Source organism: Pseudomonas sp. MAG733B (genome assembly GCF_036884845.1).
Taxonomy (GTDB): domain Bacteria; phylum Pseudomonadota; class Gammaproteobacteria; order Pseudomonadales; family Pseudomonadaceae; genus Aquipseudomonas.
This window is the reverse complement of sequence record NZ_CP145732.1, coordinates 2579489-2597371: the sequence shown is the minus strand read 5'-3', so window position 1 is coordinate 2597371 and position 17883 is coordinate 2579489. Positions and strand designations below refer to the sequence as shown.

The 17883-nt window shown below is 53.3% G+C and carries 18 protein-coding genes; 4 read left to right on the top strand and 14 right to left on the bottom strand.

Annotated elements, in window-relative coordinates; all coding sequences use genetic code 11:
- Positions 1-4: 4 nt before the first annotated feature.
- The 3 genes from V6Z53_RS11830 to galE form a co-directional block, all read right to left on the bottom strand.
- Positions 5-1060: a polysaccharide biosynthesis/export family protein gene (locus V6Z53_RS11830; protein ID WP_338585678.1), complete on the bottom strand. Its 1056-nt coding sequence runs from the start codon at positions 1058-1060 to the stop codon at positions 5-7.
- A gap of 139 nt (positions 1061-1199) precedes the next feature.
- Positions 1200-1442 carry a hypothetical protein gene (locus V6Z53_RS11825; protein WP_338585677.1) on the bottom strand — a complete coding sequence of 81 codons (243 nt, stop codon included), beginning with the start codon at positions 1440-1442 and terminating at the stop codon, positions 1200-1202.
- Between the two features lie 262 nt (positions 1443-1704).
- Complete coding sequence (galE, locus tag V6Z53_RS11820; RefSeq protein ID WP_338586485.1) at positions 1705-2721, bottom strand: UDP-glucose 4-epimerase GalE; 1017 nt, start codon at positions 2719-2721, stop codon at positions 1705-1707.
- A 320-nt stretch (positions 2722-3041) separates the two neighbouring features.
- Between galE and galU the strand changes: the two genes are divergently transcribed.
- Positions 3042-3875 carry a UTP--glucose-1-phosphate uridylyltransferase GalU gene (gene galU, locus V6Z53_RS11815; RefSeq protein ID WP_338585676.1) on the top strand — a complete coding sequence of 278 codons (834 nt, stop codon included), beginning with the start codon at positions 3042-3044 and terminating at the stop codon, positions 3873-3875.
- 72 nt (positions 3876-3947) lie between these two features.
- Positions 3948-4376 carry a mannose-1-phosphate guanylyltransferase gene (locus tag V6Z53_RS11810; protein ID WP_338585675.1) on the top strand — a complete coding sequence of 143 codons (429 nt, stop codon included), beginning with the start codon at positions 3948-3950 and terminating at the stop codon, positions 4374-4376.
- A gap of 4 nt (positions 4377-4380) precedes the next feature.
- Here V6Z53_RS11810 and V6Z53_RS11805 read toward each other — a convergent pair whose 3' ends face one another.
- The 8 genes from V6Z53_RS11805 to V6Z53_RS11770 all read right to left on the bottom strand — a co-directional run bounded on the left by V6Z53_RS11805 (position 4381) and on the right by V6Z53_RS11770 (position 12986).
- Positions 4381-5523, bottom strand: a complete 1143-nt coding sequence (locus tag V6Z53_RS11805; protein ID WP_338585674.1) for an SGNH/GDSL hydrolase family protein — start codon at positions 5521-5523, stop codon at positions 4381-4383.
- A gap of 22 nt (positions 5524-5545) precedes the next feature.
- A complete protein-coding gene (locus V6Z53_RS11800) occupies positions 5546-6583 on the bottom strand; it encodes an acyltransferase (protein ID WP_338585673.1) in 1038 nt (345 codons plus the stop codon).
- Between the two features lie 12 nt (positions 6584-6595).
- A complete protein-coding gene (locus V6Z53_RS11795; protein WP_338585672.1) occupies positions 6596-7699 on the bottom strand; it encodes a hypothetical protein in 1104 nt (367 codons plus the stop codon).
- Positions 7699-8919 (bottom strand): polysaccharide biosynthesis C-terminal domain-containing protein, encoded by a 1221-nt coding sequence (locus tag V6Z53_RS11790; protein ID WP_338585671.1) that lies wholly within the window; start codon positions 8917-8919, stop codon positions 7699-7701. The genes V6Z53_RS11795 and V6Z53_RS11790 overlap by 1 nt, the downstream gene beginning before the upstream one ends.
- Complete coding sequence (locus tag V6Z53_RS11785) at positions 8916-9071, bottom strand: hypothetical protein (RefSeq protein ID WP_338585670.1); 156 nt, start codon at positions 9069-9071, stop codon at positions 8916-8918. Before V6Z53_RS11785 ends, V6Z53_RS11790 begins: the two co-directional genes overlap by 4 nt.
- 23 nt (positions 9072-9094) lie before the next feature.
- Positions 9095-10168, bottom strand: coding sequence for a glycosyltransferase (locus V6Z53_RS11780; RefSeq protein ID WP_338585669.1), 1074 nt, complete (start codon positions 10166-10168; stop codon positions 9095-9097).
- A gap of 104 nt (positions 10169-10272) precedes the next feature.
- A complete protein-coding gene (locus V6Z53_RS11775; protein ID WP_338585668.1) occupies positions 10273-12501 on the bottom strand; it encodes a polysaccharide biosynthesis tyrosine autokinase in 2229 nt (742 codons plus the stop codon).
- Between the two features lie 44 nt (positions 12502-12545).
- Positions 12546-12986, bottom strand: a complete 441-nt coding sequence (locus tag V6Z53_RS11770) for a low molecular weight protein-tyrosine-phosphatase (protein ID WP_338585667.1) — start codon at positions 12984-12986, stop codon at positions 12546-12548.
- A gap of 325 nt (positions 12987-13311) precedes the next feature.
- Between V6Z53_RS11770 and V6Z53_RS11765 the strand changes: the two genes are divergently transcribed.
- On the top strand, positions 13312-14283 hold the full coding sequence (locus V6Z53_RS11765; RefSeq protein WP_338585666.1) for a glycosyl hydrolase family 5: 972 nt from the start codon (positions 13312-13314) through the stop codon (positions 14281-14283).
- A gap of 4 nt (positions 14284-14287) precedes the next feature.
- On the opposite strand, the gene V6Z53_RS11760 is transcribed toward V6Z53_RS11765, so the two are convergent.
- Positions 14288-14686, bottom strand: a complete 399-nt coding sequence (locus V6Z53_RS11760; protein WP_338585665.1) for a hypothetical protein — start codon at positions 14684-14686, stop codon at positions 14288-14290.
- A gap of 383 nt (positions 14687-15069) precedes the next feature.
- Between V6Z53_RS11760 and tal the strand changes: the two genes are divergently transcribed.
- The gene (gene tal, locus V6Z53_RS11755; protein WP_338585664.1) at positions 15070-15996 is read left to right on the top strand and encodes a transaldolase; all 927 of its coding nucleotides are present in this window, start codon (positions 15070-15072) and stop codon (positions 15994-15996) included.
- Between the two features lie 163 nt (positions 15997-16159).
- On the opposite strand, the gene rssC is transcribed toward tal, so the two are convergent.
- On the bottom strand, positions 16160-16642 hold the full coding sequence (gene rssC / locus V6Z53_RS11750; protein ID WP_095196979.1) for an anti-sigma factor antagonist RssC: 483 nt from the start codon (positions 16640-16642) through the stop codon (positions 16160-16162).
- On the bottom strand, positions 16642-17823 hold the full coding sequence (rssB, locus tag V6Z53_RS11745; RefSeq protein WP_095196980.1) for a two-component system response regulator RssB: 1182 nt from the start codon (positions 17821-17823) through the stop codon (positions 16642-16644). Before rssB ends, rssC begins: the two co-directional genes overlap by 1 nt.
- Between the last annotated feature and the right edge of the window lie 60 nt (positions 17824-17883).

The window sequence follows — 17883 nt, the reverse complement described above, 5'->3', positions numbered from 1 at the left end:
GACCTTATCGGTTGTTGGCTTCGCTCATGTTGTTTTGCGCGGCTGCGCCAATGCCGAGAATCGAAGCCGATGGCACCAATTGACTGATGAAGCGATTCCAGCGAGTGACGTTGGCAGGCCCAACGTAAACAATGTCCTTGGGATGAACATCGAAGTGCGTGGCGAGGGCCATCGCGGAAGGAGATTCAGCTTGCAGCTGAAAGATTTTCGCCGGTTCGACATCGAGGTTTTCCACACCCCTGATGACATACACCGCATTGCCGTTCGAAGTGGTCTGATTCAGTCCACCCACCGAGCCGATGACATCGGACAAATTCATGGTCCGGGTCTTGAACGTCAACGCACGCGGCTGGTTGACCTCCCCCATCACATAAATCTTTTTGTTGTCGTTGTACGGCAGGTACAACTGGTCACCACCCCGGAGGTAGACCTTCTGCAACTCGGAGTCCGGTTGGTTGAGCGCGTCGAGATCGAGCGTATAGACCCGCCCGTTGCGCGTTAACAGCAACCCGGACAGATCGGCGTTGAGCGGGTCAATGCCGGCGGAACCCAAGGCTTCGACCACCGTAAGTGGATTGGTGGAAATGGGTTGCGGACCGGCCTTCAATACGGCGCCCGACACCACGACTTTCTGGCTGGCGAAGCGCAGCACGGCAACATCCACTTGAGGGTCGGAAATGAACGTCGACAACCTTCCGGCGATATCGGAACGCAGTTGCTGGATGGTCTTGCCGGCGGCCTGGATTTCTTTGATATACGGGTAATACAACGTGCCATCGGAACGCACCAGACGGCCGTTCGCGTCGATCTGCTGCTGCGCTCCGGAAGGGGCCGTGAGTTCGGGGTGATCCCACACCGTGATGTACAACACATCGTTGTTACCGATGAGGTACTCGCCGGGAGCCTTCAACAGTTCCGCGGGCAATGACTCACGCTTGGGGATGGCTCTTTCCATGGCGATGAGTTTCGGGGTAATCGGGATCAGTTCAACCCGGCTGCTTTCACTGGAGCCCTCGCGAGTAATATCACTCGTGCTCAGATGTTGACCTGGAGAAAACATGCAACCTTGCAAAGCAATACTTGCCAGCATTAAAAAAGGAAAACTGCGATTCATAATGGCACTACGCTAGTCAAGGGCAAACCAAAACAAGATCACCCGGCTTTGACCGGGCAACCTTGAATTAAACCTGCGGGATTTATCAGTTACTTGTACCGGTGGTCCCGGTAGTGCCAGTGGTTCCGGTAGTTCCGGTGCCACCATTGGAACTTCCGCCACTGTTGGATGCTGCAACTGCAGCCGCAACCAACGCTGTACCCGCCAGGACGGCCTCCGTGGCAGTCACGCTACCCACCACTGCGGTATCCATCGTGAGTGGTTCTTCTGCGGCGAATGTCCAGCTGCTGATCATGGACAATAAGGCTATTACCATCATTCTTTTCATATCAAATTCCTCCCTGGTGCTCGATTCTTTGGATTGATACCAGGTGCTCAGTTAATTGCAGAACATGATCAAGCCGCAGGGTGTCGAATCGAATCCGTTATTCGTCGCCAACACCGCATGACTGACACACGTCGAACGGCAGTGTTTATATCTACGGACTTGTCCAACGCATGACCAGTCAATTTTCCCGACGTTCTTTAACATCGCCTTCGGATATAACAATTGAGGCGAAAACTACGTGTGAATCGTTGCTGAAGAAGTCTTAGCCCTGATATCCCGCCGGATGACTCGATTGCCAACGCCAGGTATCGATCATCATCTGCTGCAGATCCCGCGAAGCCTTCCAGCCCAACTCCTGCGCAGCCTTGGATGGATCGGCCCAACACTCCGCAATATCGCCCGAACGTCGCGGCATCACGCGATAAGGCACCGGGCGACCCGACGCCTGTTCAAACGCCCGCAGCACCTGCAAAACGCTGTAACCATCTCCCGTGCCCAGATTCCAGGTATTGATCCCGGTACGTCCGGAGATCGCCTGCAATGCTTTGAGATGTCCGTCAGCCAAGTCCACAACATGGATGTAATCGCGCACGCCGGTGCCATCGACCGTTGGGTAATCGTCACCAAAAATCGACAGTTCTTGCAGGCTGCCAACGGCCACCTGGCTGATATAAGGCACAAGGTTGTTCGGAATACCGCGGGGATCCTCCCCCATCAGCCCGCTGGGATGAGCCCCGATCGGGTTGAAATAGCGCAACAGCGCAATGCTCCAGCGCGGTTCTGCTGCACACAGGTCTTGCAAGACATTCTCAATGATCAGCTTGGATTGCCCATAAGGATTGGTGGGCGTACCCGTAGGGAAGTCTTCACGGATCGGCATCTGCTCAGGCGCGCCGTACACCGTCGCCGATGAGCTGAACACCAGTCGAAAGACTCCAGCCGCGGCCATCGCCTGGCACAACGTAATGCTCCCGCTGACATTCGCCTGGTAATACTCGAGCGGCTTGCGCACGCTTTCGCCAACGGCCTTGAGTCCGGCGAAATGCAGGACCGCACCAATGGCATGCTCTTGAAAAATCCGGTCCAGCAATGCTCGATCACAGACATCGCCATGGATCATCAGCGCGGTTTTCCCGCAGATGGCCTCCACCGCATGCAATGAGGCGTCCGAACTGTTGCTGAGGTTATCCAGCACAACCACTTCATAACCTGCTTCAAGCAGTGCAAGCGTTGTGTGCGAACCGATATAACCGGTTCCACCCGTTACCAGAATTTTCATAGAGTGGTCCATACAAGGTATTTGGAGTGTTAAATAACGTGTATCAGACGCCTTACTTAAACTTACAATCAGCGCGCCGAAACTTTGCACTTATTAACACTTTACCCAACACCAAACTACGAACAGACACCGACCAAAACTAACCAATCAATATAGATCCAGACAACTAATAACATTCACCCCCATTAGCACAACCAACAATTGCGACCACACAAACATTTAATGTATTAAAGCACAAGCACTGTAATACCCCCGACATTCACAACCACTGTCCCCAGCGACTATTCGTGACTGTGAATAATAACTTTCAGGATATATCCATGATTCGTAAATGTTTGTTCCCTGCCGCTGGCTACGGCACGCGTTTCCTGCCGGCGACAAAAGCCATGCCCAAGGAAATGCTGCCGATCGTCAACAAACCCTTGATTCAATATGGCGTTGAAGAGGCACGGGACGCCGGCCTCCAGCATATGGCGATCGTTACCGGTCGGGGCAAGCGTGCACTGGAAGACCATTTCGACATCAGTTATGAACTGGAGCATCAGATTCGCGGTACCGAGAAGGAAAAATTTCTCGCCAGCACCCGGGAGCTGATCGAAACCTGCACCTTTGCCTACACCCGCCAGGTCGAAATGAAAGGCCTGGGGCATGCCATTCTCAGTGGCCGTCCCTTGATCGGTGACGAACCGTTTGCCGTGGTACTGGCCGACGACCTGTGCCTGAACCTGCAAGGCGACGGCGTGCTGGCGCAGATGATCCAGCTCTACAAAAAATTCCGCTGCTCGATCGTGGCCATCCAGGAAGTCCCCCGAGATCAGACGCACAAGTACGGTGTGATTGCCGGCGACTTGATTTCCGAAGGCATCTACCGGGTCAACAACATGGTTGAAAAACCTGCTCCCGAAGACGCACCGTCCAACATGGCGATCATCGGTCGATACATCCTGACCCCCGACATCTTTGATCTGATCGCAGACACGCAACCCGGCAAAGGCGGAGAAATCCAGATCACCGATGCGCTCCTGAAGCAGGCGAAAAACGGCTGCGTGCTGGCCTACAAATTCAATGGCCTGCGCTTTGATTGCGGTAGCGCCGAAGGCTACATCGACGCGACCAACTTTTGTTATGAACAGCTGTATCTCAAGGGCCTTTAACCTAAACGGTGCAACGCACTCCCCGCTCCCGCTCCGGAGCCTTCGTCCAATTCTTTCATCCAGGCCACCACTATGAACACAGTCAAAAGCTCGGTAGAGATAGAACTGAAAGCGAACAACTTCGGGGTGATGGCGTGGCGGTCAAAAAGTCCGTCGCTTTCCTGCGAAGCTGCCGACAGCGCAGGCACGACCCTGCTGGTAGAACGTATCGGGGTGTTTCCTTCATCGGGCGACATCCATTGCCGGATCAACCACCCGCGACTGCTTCTGGCCTACCTGAAAAACCTGTACGCCCATCAATCCCTGGATGTGGACGAACGTGACGGCCTCAAAGTGATCTTCAATGATTGGCGATTCCGGGTGCACCTTCCCCGTAGCGGCGCGGCGATCGTCATCAATGTCGAGACACGTCGCGATCCCGATCTGATGCCGCTGAAAACGGCGGAATTGCTGAGCCATTTGCAACACTTCGAGAACGGCATGACGCTGCTTCGACGGTGAAAAATCACTGGATCGCTGCAGGGCAACCCTCCTTGATCTCGCCCACAATCAAGTCATAGAAAAAATCCGCGATAAGCCGACCTCCCGTTCCTGGGACGGGGTGGATTTTATCGGGGCGGATCATTGGTGTCGGCCCATCGCTGGCATAGCGCTTGAAGTCAGGGCCGAACGCACATTGCAGATTCCAGTACCCGATGCTCTGCGAGCGTGCCCAGGGTTCAAGTTTGCGAGCATAGTCCGACATCGGATAGGCGCTGGATCGCGTCGTGTCCTGACGCAGGATGACATTGATGCTGGCCACCGGATGAACCTCGCGAATCATCCGCACCAACCCTTTCATGTTCTCCAGATAGTCCTCGGGCCTCACCCCGAACCCCTGATCATTGCCACCCAACATAATCAGGTAAACGTCCGCGGGAATCTTTGAAACTGCCGTTTTCCACTGGACCTGCCATTGGCTGTCACGCTGAAAAAAATCGGCGGAAGCAGCGCCGGACGCGGCGAGCTTGGAGACCCTGACGCCGCCCCCATCGCTGGCCATCCACAAGCCGAACAACGTGGGCGCACCTTTTACGACCTCGAATCTCAACGCCCAATCAGTGCTGGCCGGCACGTCGCTCAGGTTCACCGCTCGAACGCCAGAACCGGTAAGCGCCAACGCATGCCATGGACCTGACGCGGTCCACCGATACCGCAGCTCATTGACCTCTCCATTGCCCAGGTAAAGTAATCTGGCCTGGGCGACGGACGTGTTGATGGCAGGCGTTGCGCTGGCATCGACCTCAAGATAGGCCCCCGCTTTGCCGGTAAGGGTGCGACTGTCCGGACTTGCTTGCCCGAGCGCGGAAACGGCCCAATCTCCGCCGAAGTACTTTTCACTGCTGCGGGTGTATTTGTAGTTGGTACTGCCCAGTGCCGCACCGTGGTTGAAACCAATGTAGCCCGGCCCGGCGAAGCCGAAATTTTTCGCCAACCGCTGAGTGAGCCGATTGAGATAAAAATCCTGGCCGGCGCTGTAGCTGTCGCCGATCACCGAAATCGCCAATACCTGGCCTTTGTGTTCATCCCATTGTGCGAGCCGTTGGCGCGCACTTTTGACTTCGATCACCGGAATCGGAGCGGGACGTACCTCATCGACAGACACCATGGCTTTCCCCGCTAGACGCAACTCAGGATTGAGAGGCCTTCAACACCGGTTGTGCGATGGGCTTGCGAACTGCACGCTCGCCCAAAAACAAGACAGACGTCACCGTGAAGCGGCTGAAAACATTCGCCAGCACTACCGGCCCCAACAATCCGCACAACAGCCCGCCAAAGACCAGGACACTTTGATCCGTAACCCCCAGTCGGCCCAAGGCAAACCGCCACGTGACGGCAAACAGTACGTGGAAAAGGAATATTGCGTAGGAATACGCCCCAAGCCAGATCAGAAATCTTGAGCGCATGTCACTCGATAACAATGCGATGCACGACACACAACCGACGATCAATCCGACGAGGCTTCTGCGATCGACGATGAGTTCGCGATCCACCGTGGCGATGTAGAGCAAGGCAATCGATATCACGATGAACACGACAGGCCCGATCACTCCGAGTGCTCGTTTCAATGCGCCAACGTTCTCCTGGCAAATCATTCCCGTGACAAAGAAAGGCAGCAGATAGATGGCCCCATTGATGCCAAACGCATCGACGGGAAATTCCGGCAATAAAAACACGACTGCCGAAAACAAAAACAGCAGATACAGGTGCAGGGGTGTGCGCAACAGACCGCGCCACTGGAGAAAGCCGACAAACATGAAAATGATGAAAACAGCCTGCAAAAACCAGAAATGGTTGACCGGCACATAAAACGACAACAAGGCATCGATCAAACTCAGATCCTTGTTAACGCCCGGCGCGAAGGCCTGCAGCACCGAAAAGGGAATGCCGACAAAAAACAGCGGCACGATCAACCTTCTTACCTTGCCGACACAGTAAGCCGAAAAGTCATTGCCCCTGATTTTGTAAATGGAATAGATATAGCCGGATATAAAGGTGAACAACGGCATCCTGACGTACACCATCGAGTCGGCTAGGACTCGATAAGGCGAGCCCAGGTCGATTTTCAATCCACCGCCCAGTGGCCCTATCACGTGGTAGAGCACCAGCAGAAGACATGCCAGACCTCTGAGCGTTTCTATTTCCAACGACTTGTTCTTGCTTTGCATAGACCACAAACCTCAGTTCAAGACACGTGATTCAACCAACTCAGGTTTTTTTGAGCGCAGCTGTAACCCCAGCCCTACAAACAGAACCGGCACCACCATGGAGAAATGTCGGGCAAACGAGCCGAAGTCGGGCTCGAACAAACCCTGGACCATCAAAAAGGACAGCGGGATAGCGACAAGCTCTTTGACTTTGTGCTCGATGATTGCGCCCTTGTAGTGACTCGACGTCATCATTTTGAACATCAGCAAAGAGGTCATTATCATCAGGACCACAAAGATGATCTGCCCCAAGCCGGAAAGAAGAATCAACTCAGCAGGGAAAGACAACCTGAAAAATATGCTCATCGAATCCACGGCCTGCGAAACGAAATCACCGCCGTTGATCCAAGAGATGATCAGTGACCTTGAGCCCTCCTCGCCCAACGTGCGCTCTTCATTGCTATTGGCTCGAATGGACGAAACCGAATAGCCAGCCACTAACTGAATCGCCGTCGCAATCGCCAGATAGAACATGAACAACATCAGGAAAAAGCTGAAACGCGACACATGCTTTTTAATGACGCACACGCCGACCCAGACCAGTGAAAACAATATCCAATAGGGTCGAACCAATACGCCATAAAACAGCGCCGAAAGAAAAAAGCCCGCTCTGTACCCTTTCGAAAATGAAGACAGCAGGATCGTAATCATCGCCACCGAGACAATGATTTCCTTGGTCAGGTTATCGAGAAAGAACGACCTGACCACGCCCCACAGGCACAAGCTCAGAAAAATCGTCAGCGGAATTCTTCTGAAGATGAAAATCGGGATAGACGTGAGAAAAAAATTGCACAGCATCCCGTAAGCCCACGCATTGTCCAGGTTAATGCCGGTGGGACGCAGCACATAAGCGGTGCAATCGTAGGAAGACCGGTCTGGCGAAAAGGGATTCCAGAAATTGCAGTAGTCTGCACGAGCGTATGAACCCCACAGTGTCATCGCATCCGGGCCGGGTTCTCGGTGAACCAGCAGCGGCATGGCTACGGACAGAAATAGACCGCATGCCAAAATCAGGAATGAAAGCGACGAATCCAGTTTTCTTCCGCGAAACTCTATGGATGGCAGAGATAAAGCCATTACAAGGCCCCCTTCGCCCGGGCGAACCTGGCCAGCAAAGCAATAACGAGGAGCTGCACCACAATCGAGAAAACATTCCCCCAGGCGGCCCCATAAATTGAATAATGTTTAATCAGGACATAGCTGACAGGCATTGAAATCATCAGGCATATCACCGCACTGGCCAGTGATACCCGATTGTTCTTAGAGGCGATAAGACCTCCCCAGACAATGTCACCGACTGCTCGAAGGGCAAACGAGAAAATCAGAATGCTCAAGATCCCGTTATCCGGCCGCGGCACCGCCACGTCCACATAATCGAGCACGACATTGAAGAAGGTATAAATCAGCACAGCGACCGCAAAGGAAACTACCAGGGATCGCAACACCCATTGATTGAAGAATAGCTCCCGAACCGTAAGTGCCTGTTGGTGATTCTTGTAACGCTTGGCGAGAACGGGAATGCCAATGACGGCAACCACTGCAAACGACAGCGCTTGCAAGGTGTTAGCCGCGGACCAGGAATAAACATACTTGCCAAGACTGTCGTAGGGCTCAAGCTTCACAATGAGAAAACGCTCGGCGAACTGACACAATGCGATCAAACCGTCACCCAGATAAAAAGGCAGCCCGGCTCTCCAGACTGAAGCCGTGTTAACGACCCTGACCTCCCGCCCCTTATGCACGTCAACCACGATAAAGTACCCGGCCACCATCACCAGAAGGTTGCTGATCACCCACAACCAAAGAACACTGGCGACGCTGGACACCACGCCAGTCATCAGCCCTCCAACAGCAATGAGCGCCCAGAGCCCGGTTTTTATAAAGAACAGCAACGCTCCCCAGTTGGCTTTTTGTGCCGAAAAAACAAACGAGTTCAATTCGAAGGACAGATGCTCCGTAATCAGGAGCAACATGACGCAGGCGATCAATCCAGCACTCGCCTCTACATCGCTGAAGTGTGAGTAAAGTGCGACCGTCACCACCGAAAACAACAAGCCTACGGCCAGGTACAAGGACAATACTTTATCAACGACGACCCGGGAGCTACCCCCGATACTGATCAGCCGATTGATTTCAGAGCTGAACCCGACGCTATAAAACTTTGAAGCCAGTATAGGGGCGACCATCACGACGCCGTAGAAGCCCAATGCCTCATAACCCAAATAATGAGTGATGGCCAACACCAGTAAAAACTTTGCGCCTAGTGCAGTTCCTCTTAACAACAATCGAAATATCATCGAACAACCCCTTTGATGATATTTTCATTCGACAGAAAAATGTGATCGAAGGCAGCACCAAAATTGCGCAGCACCGTGTCTATTGCCAAATCCACGAGTAGACCATCCCCCGAGTCGGCCGCACTGTAGCCATGCACAATAGTTACGTTCATATCGGAGCTTCTACTTAACAAGTTCAAACAGAATACGCGTCATAGGTTTGCCGAATCATCAACGTTGCGCTAAAGCGTTCGCGCACCTTATTGCGGCTTTCGGTACCGAGTTCCAACAACCTTTGTTTCCTGAGACTCAGTAATATGCTGGCAAGCGCCTGATAGTCACCCGTCGAAAACAGGTAGCCGGTGATGTCGTTCGTCACCAATTCGGGAAGCGATGTGCAGTCACTTGCAATCACCGGCACGCCCATGGCCATCCCTTCGAGGGGAACCATGGCAAAACCCTCCCACCGACTTGGAACAATCAGGGCATCCGCCGTTTTGTACAATTCATTTACTTCAGCGGGAGTCACCCAAGGCAAGTACTCCACGGCGTCAATATCAGGGCATTCGACGGAGTCATCATTGACCGCACTGCCGACGACAGTGAGTTTCAAGTCAGTTCGCTCGACTTCCGTGAATGCCTTCAGCAACACATCGAAGCCCTTCTGGTAGTCCAGTCGCCCCACAAACAGGAGCTGAATATTCGCGCCCTCACTTGATGTGGCCTCGTCACTTTTGTAATGAATGCCGTTGTAGATCAGCTTCATTCGGTGACGATCGATGCCAAATGACGCTGCTTTATCCAGCTCGTACTGACTGACACAAATAATGACATCCGTCACTTTCTGCAAAAGCCGCTCAACCAGCGAATACACTTTCTGCTTGACTGGAGAACCTTCCATCAAGAAAGAAAAAGCGTGCGGGCAGTACACAATTTTCGGTGACCGCCAAGGACGCATGACCAGACAGACGCACCGGCCAATGACACCGGAAAAGGTGCTGTGCAGATGCACGACATCCGGTTTTTCCTTGAAGATCACACGGGTCAGTTGCCAGGCAAACCGCAACAGGGACATCACATCCCGTTTTTTTCTTGAGAAGGTTCTGATGTTTTCTTCATTAATGCCGTGCAGTTCTTTCTTCTGGTCGAGCGGCACCAGATAAACTAACTCGTATTGCGAAGCGTCATCTTGAGGGGATCTCGATATCGTACGAATGACCGTTGCAACGCCACCTTTAATGGTTTCCGCCACGTGTAGTATTTTTTTCATAATCCACCTTTTCCATGAACTTAGTCGCAGGCAAAACAGCGCTGAGAGCGGGCAGTTATCGCTAACCCACTCTCAATCAAACTGACTGGCAAATAGAGCTCACATCAGGACTTGTCAGAGGCGTACTCATAGTTGTAATAGGCATAGCTGCCATTGCCGTAGTAGCTGGACGCCCGCTTTTCGACACCATTAAAAATAGCGCCCTTCAACTCGATACCGTTCTGCGCAAACCGACGAATTGTCAATTCGATCTCTTTGGCGGGGTTCACACCAAAGCGAGTCACTATCAAATTAATGGCAGCTTCACGCCCAACGATTGCAGCATCTGTAACTGCCAGGAGCGGTGGCGTATCGATGATGACTACATCGTAGAGCTTACTCAGCTCTGCCAGGAGTTCTCTGAAGTTGGCATGCATCAACAGTTCTGATGGATTAGGCGGTACCTGTCCACGGCTAATGAAATGCAGGTTATCAACCTCGAGTTTATTGATTGCCTGCTCAATACTGCAGCGCTTGGTTAGAAGGTCTGATAAACCGTGGCTGATTGGAGTAGCGAGGGACTTGTGCAGATGACCTTTGCGCATATCGGCATCGATCAATACAACCCTCTGCCCGCTTTGAGCAATGACTGCGGCCAGGTTAGAGGAAACAAACGTCTTGCCCACTTGCGGGCTAGGACCGGAAATCATGATCCGGTTATTGGTCGCATCCAGCCCCGCAAAATGCAAACAGGTGCGCAAGCTGCGTATCGATTCGATGGAGAGGTCAGTGGGATTACGCTGCGCCAGCAGGAAAGACTGACTGTTGACGCCATTGGCCAACCGAAGTTTTTTACTGTCTTCTTCCTGCTGCAGGACGCTGTATGGAATGGAGGCATAGACGGGCAGCCCGAGTTTCTCGATAGCATCCGGCCCTTCGATACCCCGACCCAACGATTTACGCACCAACACCAAGGCAACACCGACAAATCCACCCAGGAGAGTTGCAGCAAGAATGATCAAGGCTTTGCGTGGTTTTACCGGCGAGGTAATGTCGACATCGGCCGTATCGATCAATCGCGCATTGCCCACCGCCCCTGCCCTGACGATGTCCAGTTCCTGGGATTTATTCAGTAGTTGGGTATATATCTGCGTCGCCACTTCCACATCACGAGTGAGGTTCAGAAGCTCCTGTTGTGTTGCAGGAAGATCCTGGACCTTCTTCTCCAAACCGTGGCGCTGTTTGTTCAAATCCCCCAGCTGGGCCATCAAGGCGCGGTAGGCCGGATGCTCTCGGGTGAACTTGCGATCCAGGTCCGCTTGCTGCAGTTTCAAATCGGAAATACGCGTATCCAAAACCACCATCTGCTCAAGAACAGACTTGGTTTCGAGTGAGATATTTACTGTGTTGCCGTGGGTTTGATAGCTGTTTAGCGCATTGCTGGCTTTGGCCAGATCCTCTTTGACTTGAGGCAGCTGTGCCTGCAGGAAATCCAGACTCTGGGCCGCCTCGGCAGACGTGCGTTGCACATTCTGCTCTACATAAAGCGACGAGATTTTGTTCAGAATCTTTACCGCCAGGGCGTAGTCAGTGCTGGCCAGCGCCAGGCTGATAATGCCCGACTCCTTGCCTTGCTCGGACACTTCAAGAATGTCCTGGTAATTCTGGATGGTGACAATTCGTGGATTGCGAACGACTTCGAACTTGGCGCCAGGATTAGCGTCCATGTGCGCGACAAGCACCTCGACCCCGTTCTCTACGACGGTAGCGCCTGCGGTGCCATCGGCCAACAAAGCGCCATCGTCATCGTAGAGCTGGAAGCGGTTCTGCTCTCCGGCAATCAGGGTCAATTTTTCGCCCAACAGTTCATCAGGCAGTTTGAGCTTTTCGATTTCAAGACGCTCGCCACCCCAGGCAAAGCTGTTCATGCCGAAGAGCGGAGGCGAAACACTTTGCGCAGGGGTACTTTTATAGCGCCGGGCAATAAAACCACCCACGATGGGAAAGGTCTTGGGCGTTGTCACAATATCCAGGCGCAGATCATCGACGGTTTTACCAATGACCGCACGGGACTTGATGATTCCAATCTCGGTCGCCGCCGGGGATTGCCCACCGAGCATGCTGCTGATATCCGAGAAGCCCAACATGTCGTTCTTTTTCGGCTCGACCTGTACCAAGGCGTTTGCCAGATACACGGGTGACGACAATATCGAGTAGGCGGCACCGGTTACCATGAATGCTCCGGTAATGGCACCTATTAACCACTTATGATCAATCAATGTGCCAAGCAAACCAAGAAGATCAATCTCGTCTCTATCTTTATCTCGGTCGCTGACTACTGACGGTAACTGCATAAGTTATATTCTTTACCATTAATGCTAATCTGAAAAATCATCCATCAACGTCCAAGGCGCTGCGCCCATGCGCAAACAGCATCTTCAATCAATGCATGGGCATGGACAAAAGCAGCTTTTCCTTGACGATACGGGTCCTTTATTTCGCGTTCACTCTGCCACTTCCCCAGAAGAAACACTTTACCTCTCGCGTGCGATGCGATACCTAGCACGTCTTTTACATGCTTGTTCTCCATCACCAGAATGAGGTCTGACTCATCAATAATGTCCGGAGTAATCTGCCGCGCTTTAAAACCGTCAACAACGACTTCCTTCTCTTCAAGAACGCGCCGAGCGTCGGGCTCCATAGGCTCGCCCACCCGCGCGGCCAGACCTGCGGAACTCACTACGATATCTGAAGATTCCAGCGCGTCGCGAAGCAACAGTTCGGCAGTAGGGCTTCGACAAATGTTGCCAACGCAAACAATAAGAATATTTCTGAACAAGGCTACTCTTCCCGTGCTGTGTCGATTCGGCCAATGTATTTCGGGGACATGAGTGAACCGACACAGTCGGTCCCGCATTCAGAGATGGCTCAATATTGCCAATGCTGGTGCATTAAATACCACGACCTATAAAAAACGCCCAAAGAGAATATCTGGACCAAAAATAACCAGAACGCCCCAAAAGCAAAAAACCCGACAAAAAATAACATTGAAGAACTTTTACTTTTAGCCGTAATCAATCAGTGATATGGGGAACCGAACAGCAAACATCCTCCTACCACCCCATATGAAAGAGAAGCTTATATATTTGCCAGGAGAGTCAGACATGAAATGGACAAAATCCAGATTGCTCGCAACCTCAAGCTTTGTCTTGCTCAACGCAGTTTGCACTGCCTTCGCCAGTGAAACCTTTCCCGCACTTACACAAGACAACAAAACGATCGGCATTCAAGTAAAGATTCAAAATTTCACCACTTCCGACGCTCAACAGATCAAGGCCGCCGGCTTTGCGTTTGTGCGCCTTGATGTATGGTCCAACAGCCTGGGAAGCACTGCATATCAAACCCAGCTAAAAAATGCCTTTACCGCTGCAAGCTCCGCGAATTTGCCGGTGCTGATGACGGTTCGCTCGTTAAAAGCATTGACCAGCAACACCACCGACGGCAGCCACGACCTCGCGACTGCAGGAGAATCCTTCGCCCAGTCAGTCATTGATTTGGAGAAAACCTATCACTCTCAGCTTTTGGCTATTGAAATCTGGAACGAACCGGACCTGCCGACCTACTGGCCAACCGGCAACTTCGAGACCACATTTGTTCCTTTCATGAGCGCAGTCTGTACCTCATTAAACAAACGCGCCGCCTCAACCCCGGTCATCGGTTTCGGGTTCGCAAAGGCACCAACCAAAGACTCCAAGAGCACGATTGCCCTGACCAGGATTCTCACTGACCACCCAAAATGCCTGAACGCGATTTCGTATCACCCCTATGGAATGTCGACCGCAGAAATCAGCCGCACCCAGACTTTCATATTGGACACCTTCAAGTTACCGGGTGTCGCTTCCGAGTGGGGAGTGCCGTCAGTCAGCGGCACCGGAGGAACAGCCGGCCAAGCATCAAAAATCACAAATTTCATTACAGAGATTAAAAAGCTGAACGTACCGTTGTTTTCAATCTACGAATGGAAAAATAACGACTCAGGGAGTAACGATGGAGAGAGAAATTTTGGTTTGGTAACGTCGGATGGTAAACCCAAGCCTGCAGCAATTGCCGTACAAGCGATATTGAATCCCCAGTAACCAATCAAATTTCCGCTGACGGGCCGCTAACTTTGTTAGTGGCCTGCGTATAACTCGCCTCATCCATGGCCAATGCTGCCTCGACCAAGGCTTCCAATAATACCGTTTGCGCCTCAAGGCGCTGATCTTGCTTGAAGTTACGCGAGTCGTTCATTTGCCTGATCAACACATGGGTAACATGGAGGGGCGTGTTACATCCCACACGTTTTAGCCAGACGGGAATCTTCCTTGCGGCCTTGACTTGGCCCATTCCAAGTATTCCAGCCATATTGTCCGGATGATTGCATCTCGAAACAGCCATCAGCTGCTCAAAAACCTCAGTCAGTTTCTTTAAGGTATAACCAAGAACGAGATCATCGAAGGCCTCCACAATGCCAGCCACCCGCTTACCCTGTGAAGTCATAACCCCATCCAGTACAAATACATATCAGCTTCACATTACATGGCATTTGAACCTGACTATTTGACATATTTTAACGTTATAACTTGCATCGACTGAGTGCGTTGGTTAATGCCACTACGCATGCCCCAATATCGCCTGGAACGGCAAATGGCGCTGAGTCACCGACTTGACCCATGTGAGAGAAAGTTGCCGCAGCGGCGTCACCGGTCATTTGCTTTGAACCTGCGCGCCGTTTTGGCATCGTATTTACCGGTACTTCGCCCCCACCATTCAAACAACCGTTTTCAGGTTGTCGCCATCGGGGCCATTGATACACGTACGCGCCCTTGAGTGGCTGTCAGCGCTCGGGTAATGTCATCAGACCCATAGGACAGAGCACGCCCATGACTTCCAAGCTGGAACAACTCAAACAAATGACCACCGTGGTTGCCGACACCGGCGACTTCGAAGCGATCGCTCGCGTTAAACCGGTAGACGCAACCACCAACCCTTCCCTGCTGCTCAAAGCCGCGGCCATTCCCGCCTATGCCGAGTTGTTGAACGCCAGCGTCAGCGACTGCAAGGGCGATGTGGGCCTGGCCAGTGACCGTTTTGGCGTTGCAGTGGGTCAGGAAATTCTGAAAGTGATCCCGGGCCGTATCTCCACCGAAGTGGATGCGCGCCTCTCGTTCGACACCGATGCCGTGCTCAAGCGTGCGCATCGTCTGATCGAGTTGTACGAAAAGGCCGGTATTGGCCGCGACCGCGTACTGATCAAGATCGCGTCCACCTGGGAAGGCATCCGCGCGGCCGAGATTCTGGAGAAGGAAGGCATCCAGACCAATCTGACCCTGCTGTTCTCCTTCGCTCAGGCAGCCGCCTGCGCTGACGCCGGGGTGTTCCTGATATCGCCGTTCGTGGGTCGTATCTATGACTGGCACAAGAAAGCCACCGGAAACGAGTACACCGGTGCGGACGACCCTGGTGTGCAGTCGGTGACGCGCATCTACAACTACTACAAGGCCAACGATTACAAAACCGTGGTCATGGGCGCGAGTTTCCGCAACCTGAGCCAGATCGAGCAACTGGCCGGCTGCGACCGCTTGACCATCAGCCCGGACCTGATCGACAAGCTGGCGGCAGATACCGGCAAACTGGAGCGCAAACTGGCACCAGGTCATGCCGGTGAAGCGCGCCTGAACCTCAATGAAGTGCAGTTCCGCTGGCTGTCCAACGAAGACGCCATGGCGACCGAGAAACTGGCTGAAGGTATTCGCCAGTTCGCTCGCGACCAGGAGAAGTTGGAGGCGTTGCTGCAGGCCAAGCTGTGATCTGAGTTGGTATGCAAAAAGGGCGAACCTTGGTGGGTTCGCCCTTTTTTGTGGCTGCCGGGTAATGTGCTGTCATTGCCGACGCCATCGCTAGCAGGCTAGCTCCCACAAGGGATAGCGTCTTAACTGTGGGAGCCAGCCTGCTGGCGATGAGGCCAAGCGATCAGTGCCGCTCCAGCGCATTCACCAGATCATGGAAAGCTTCACGATTGGAGTCGTTCAGGCCCATGAGGATCTTGTGCGCTTCAAGCACCTTGATCCGCACCACTTCTTCGGACTGATCCTGGTCTGGCAGGTCGTCCAGGCATTCCGGGCATGGCACAGGCTTGTCAACGATGTTGAATACCTGCTCGAAGCCCATGGATTGCAACAGACGGGTAATGTCTTCGTGGGTGGTGACGACCGTCGGCAGCAAGCCGACTTTCTGCCGCGACAGGATCGACAGTTTGGCCAGCAGCCCAAGGGTGGTGCTGTCGATGCTGCGGGTTTCGGTCAAATCGATCACGATCGCGTTGAAATTCATCGCGGTGAAGATTTTCTCAATAGTCGCATCCAACGCCGAACACAGGGTCAGGCGAACTTCACCGACGAATTTCAGGACGAAGGTGCCGTCCTGCTCGGCGAACTGGATTCTACCGGTACTCATTAAAGATTCCTGCTCAACACCAACAGGGCGATATCATCCGGCATCTCCCCTAGCGTGGCCAATCCAAAAACCTGCCGCAGACCATCCAGGCTGCCGCCCGCTGCCTTGACCCGTTGGGGCAACGCAGCTTCTTTTTCTTTGAGTGTGGGTTCTGGCAAAAGGTCCAGAATGCCATCAGACATCAGCGTCAGGCTGAACGTCGGCGGCAGCTCCAGCACGTGGTCTTCGTAGGTGGCTTCATTGAAGAGGCCCACCGGCAAGCCACGCCCTTCCAGATAACGAACACTGTCGGGTGTGTACAACACAGGCAACGGCAAATGACCACCGATGCTATAGGTCAACAAACCTGTCTCCTCGTCGATGACTCCACCGACCATTGTGACGTGTTTACCCAGCTTACAACTGATCAGGCCCCGGTTGATATGACCAAGAACCTCTGAAGGCTTGAATTCCGGCAATGTGCCGCTGCGCTTGGACTCGAACAGCAAGCGCGTGGTCATGAACTTCAGCAGCACGGTGACGAAGGCTGAAGAGGCGCCATGACCGGAAACGTCCGCGAGATAGAACGCGACACGACGCTCATCGACCCGGAAGTAGTCGACAAAATCACCCGACAGGTACAGCGACGGGATGATCTGGTGAGCGAACTTGAACTCGTCGATGGCCCAGGGGCTGACCGGCAGCATGTTCATCTGCACCTGGCGACCGGCGTTCTGGTCTTCCTGGAGCAGGTTCAGGCTGGCGGCGAGCTCGCGGTTGGCCTTTTCCAGCTTCTCGCGGTAACGCTGGTTTTCCAGCAGCAGGCGCGCGCGATCCAGGGCCCGACGCACAGAGTGCTCAAGCACAGCCAGATCTTCGAGAGGCTTGATCAGGTAATCCGCCGCGCCCAGGCGCAATGCCTCGACCGCGTCGTTCATCACGCCGGCACCCGACACCACGATCACAGGGGTTTGCGGTGAAAGTTCGGTGACCTGGCGAATGAGTTCGAGCCCGCCCATCTGCGGCATGCGCAGATCGCAGATGACCAAGTCGGGCTTGTCTTGCTCGAATACCTGAAGACCCTGCTGACCATTGCTGGCCTGCAAGACGCTGAAACCACTGTCTTCCAAATAGGCGGCGAGGCTCGCGCGCACTACTTCGTCATCATCGATTATCAGCAGCGTGGCACTGGTTTTTGGCATGTGGGCAAACGGCGCCAGAATTAGGTTGGCGTAGCGGCTCGGGATTTTGGCCCGGCTCAA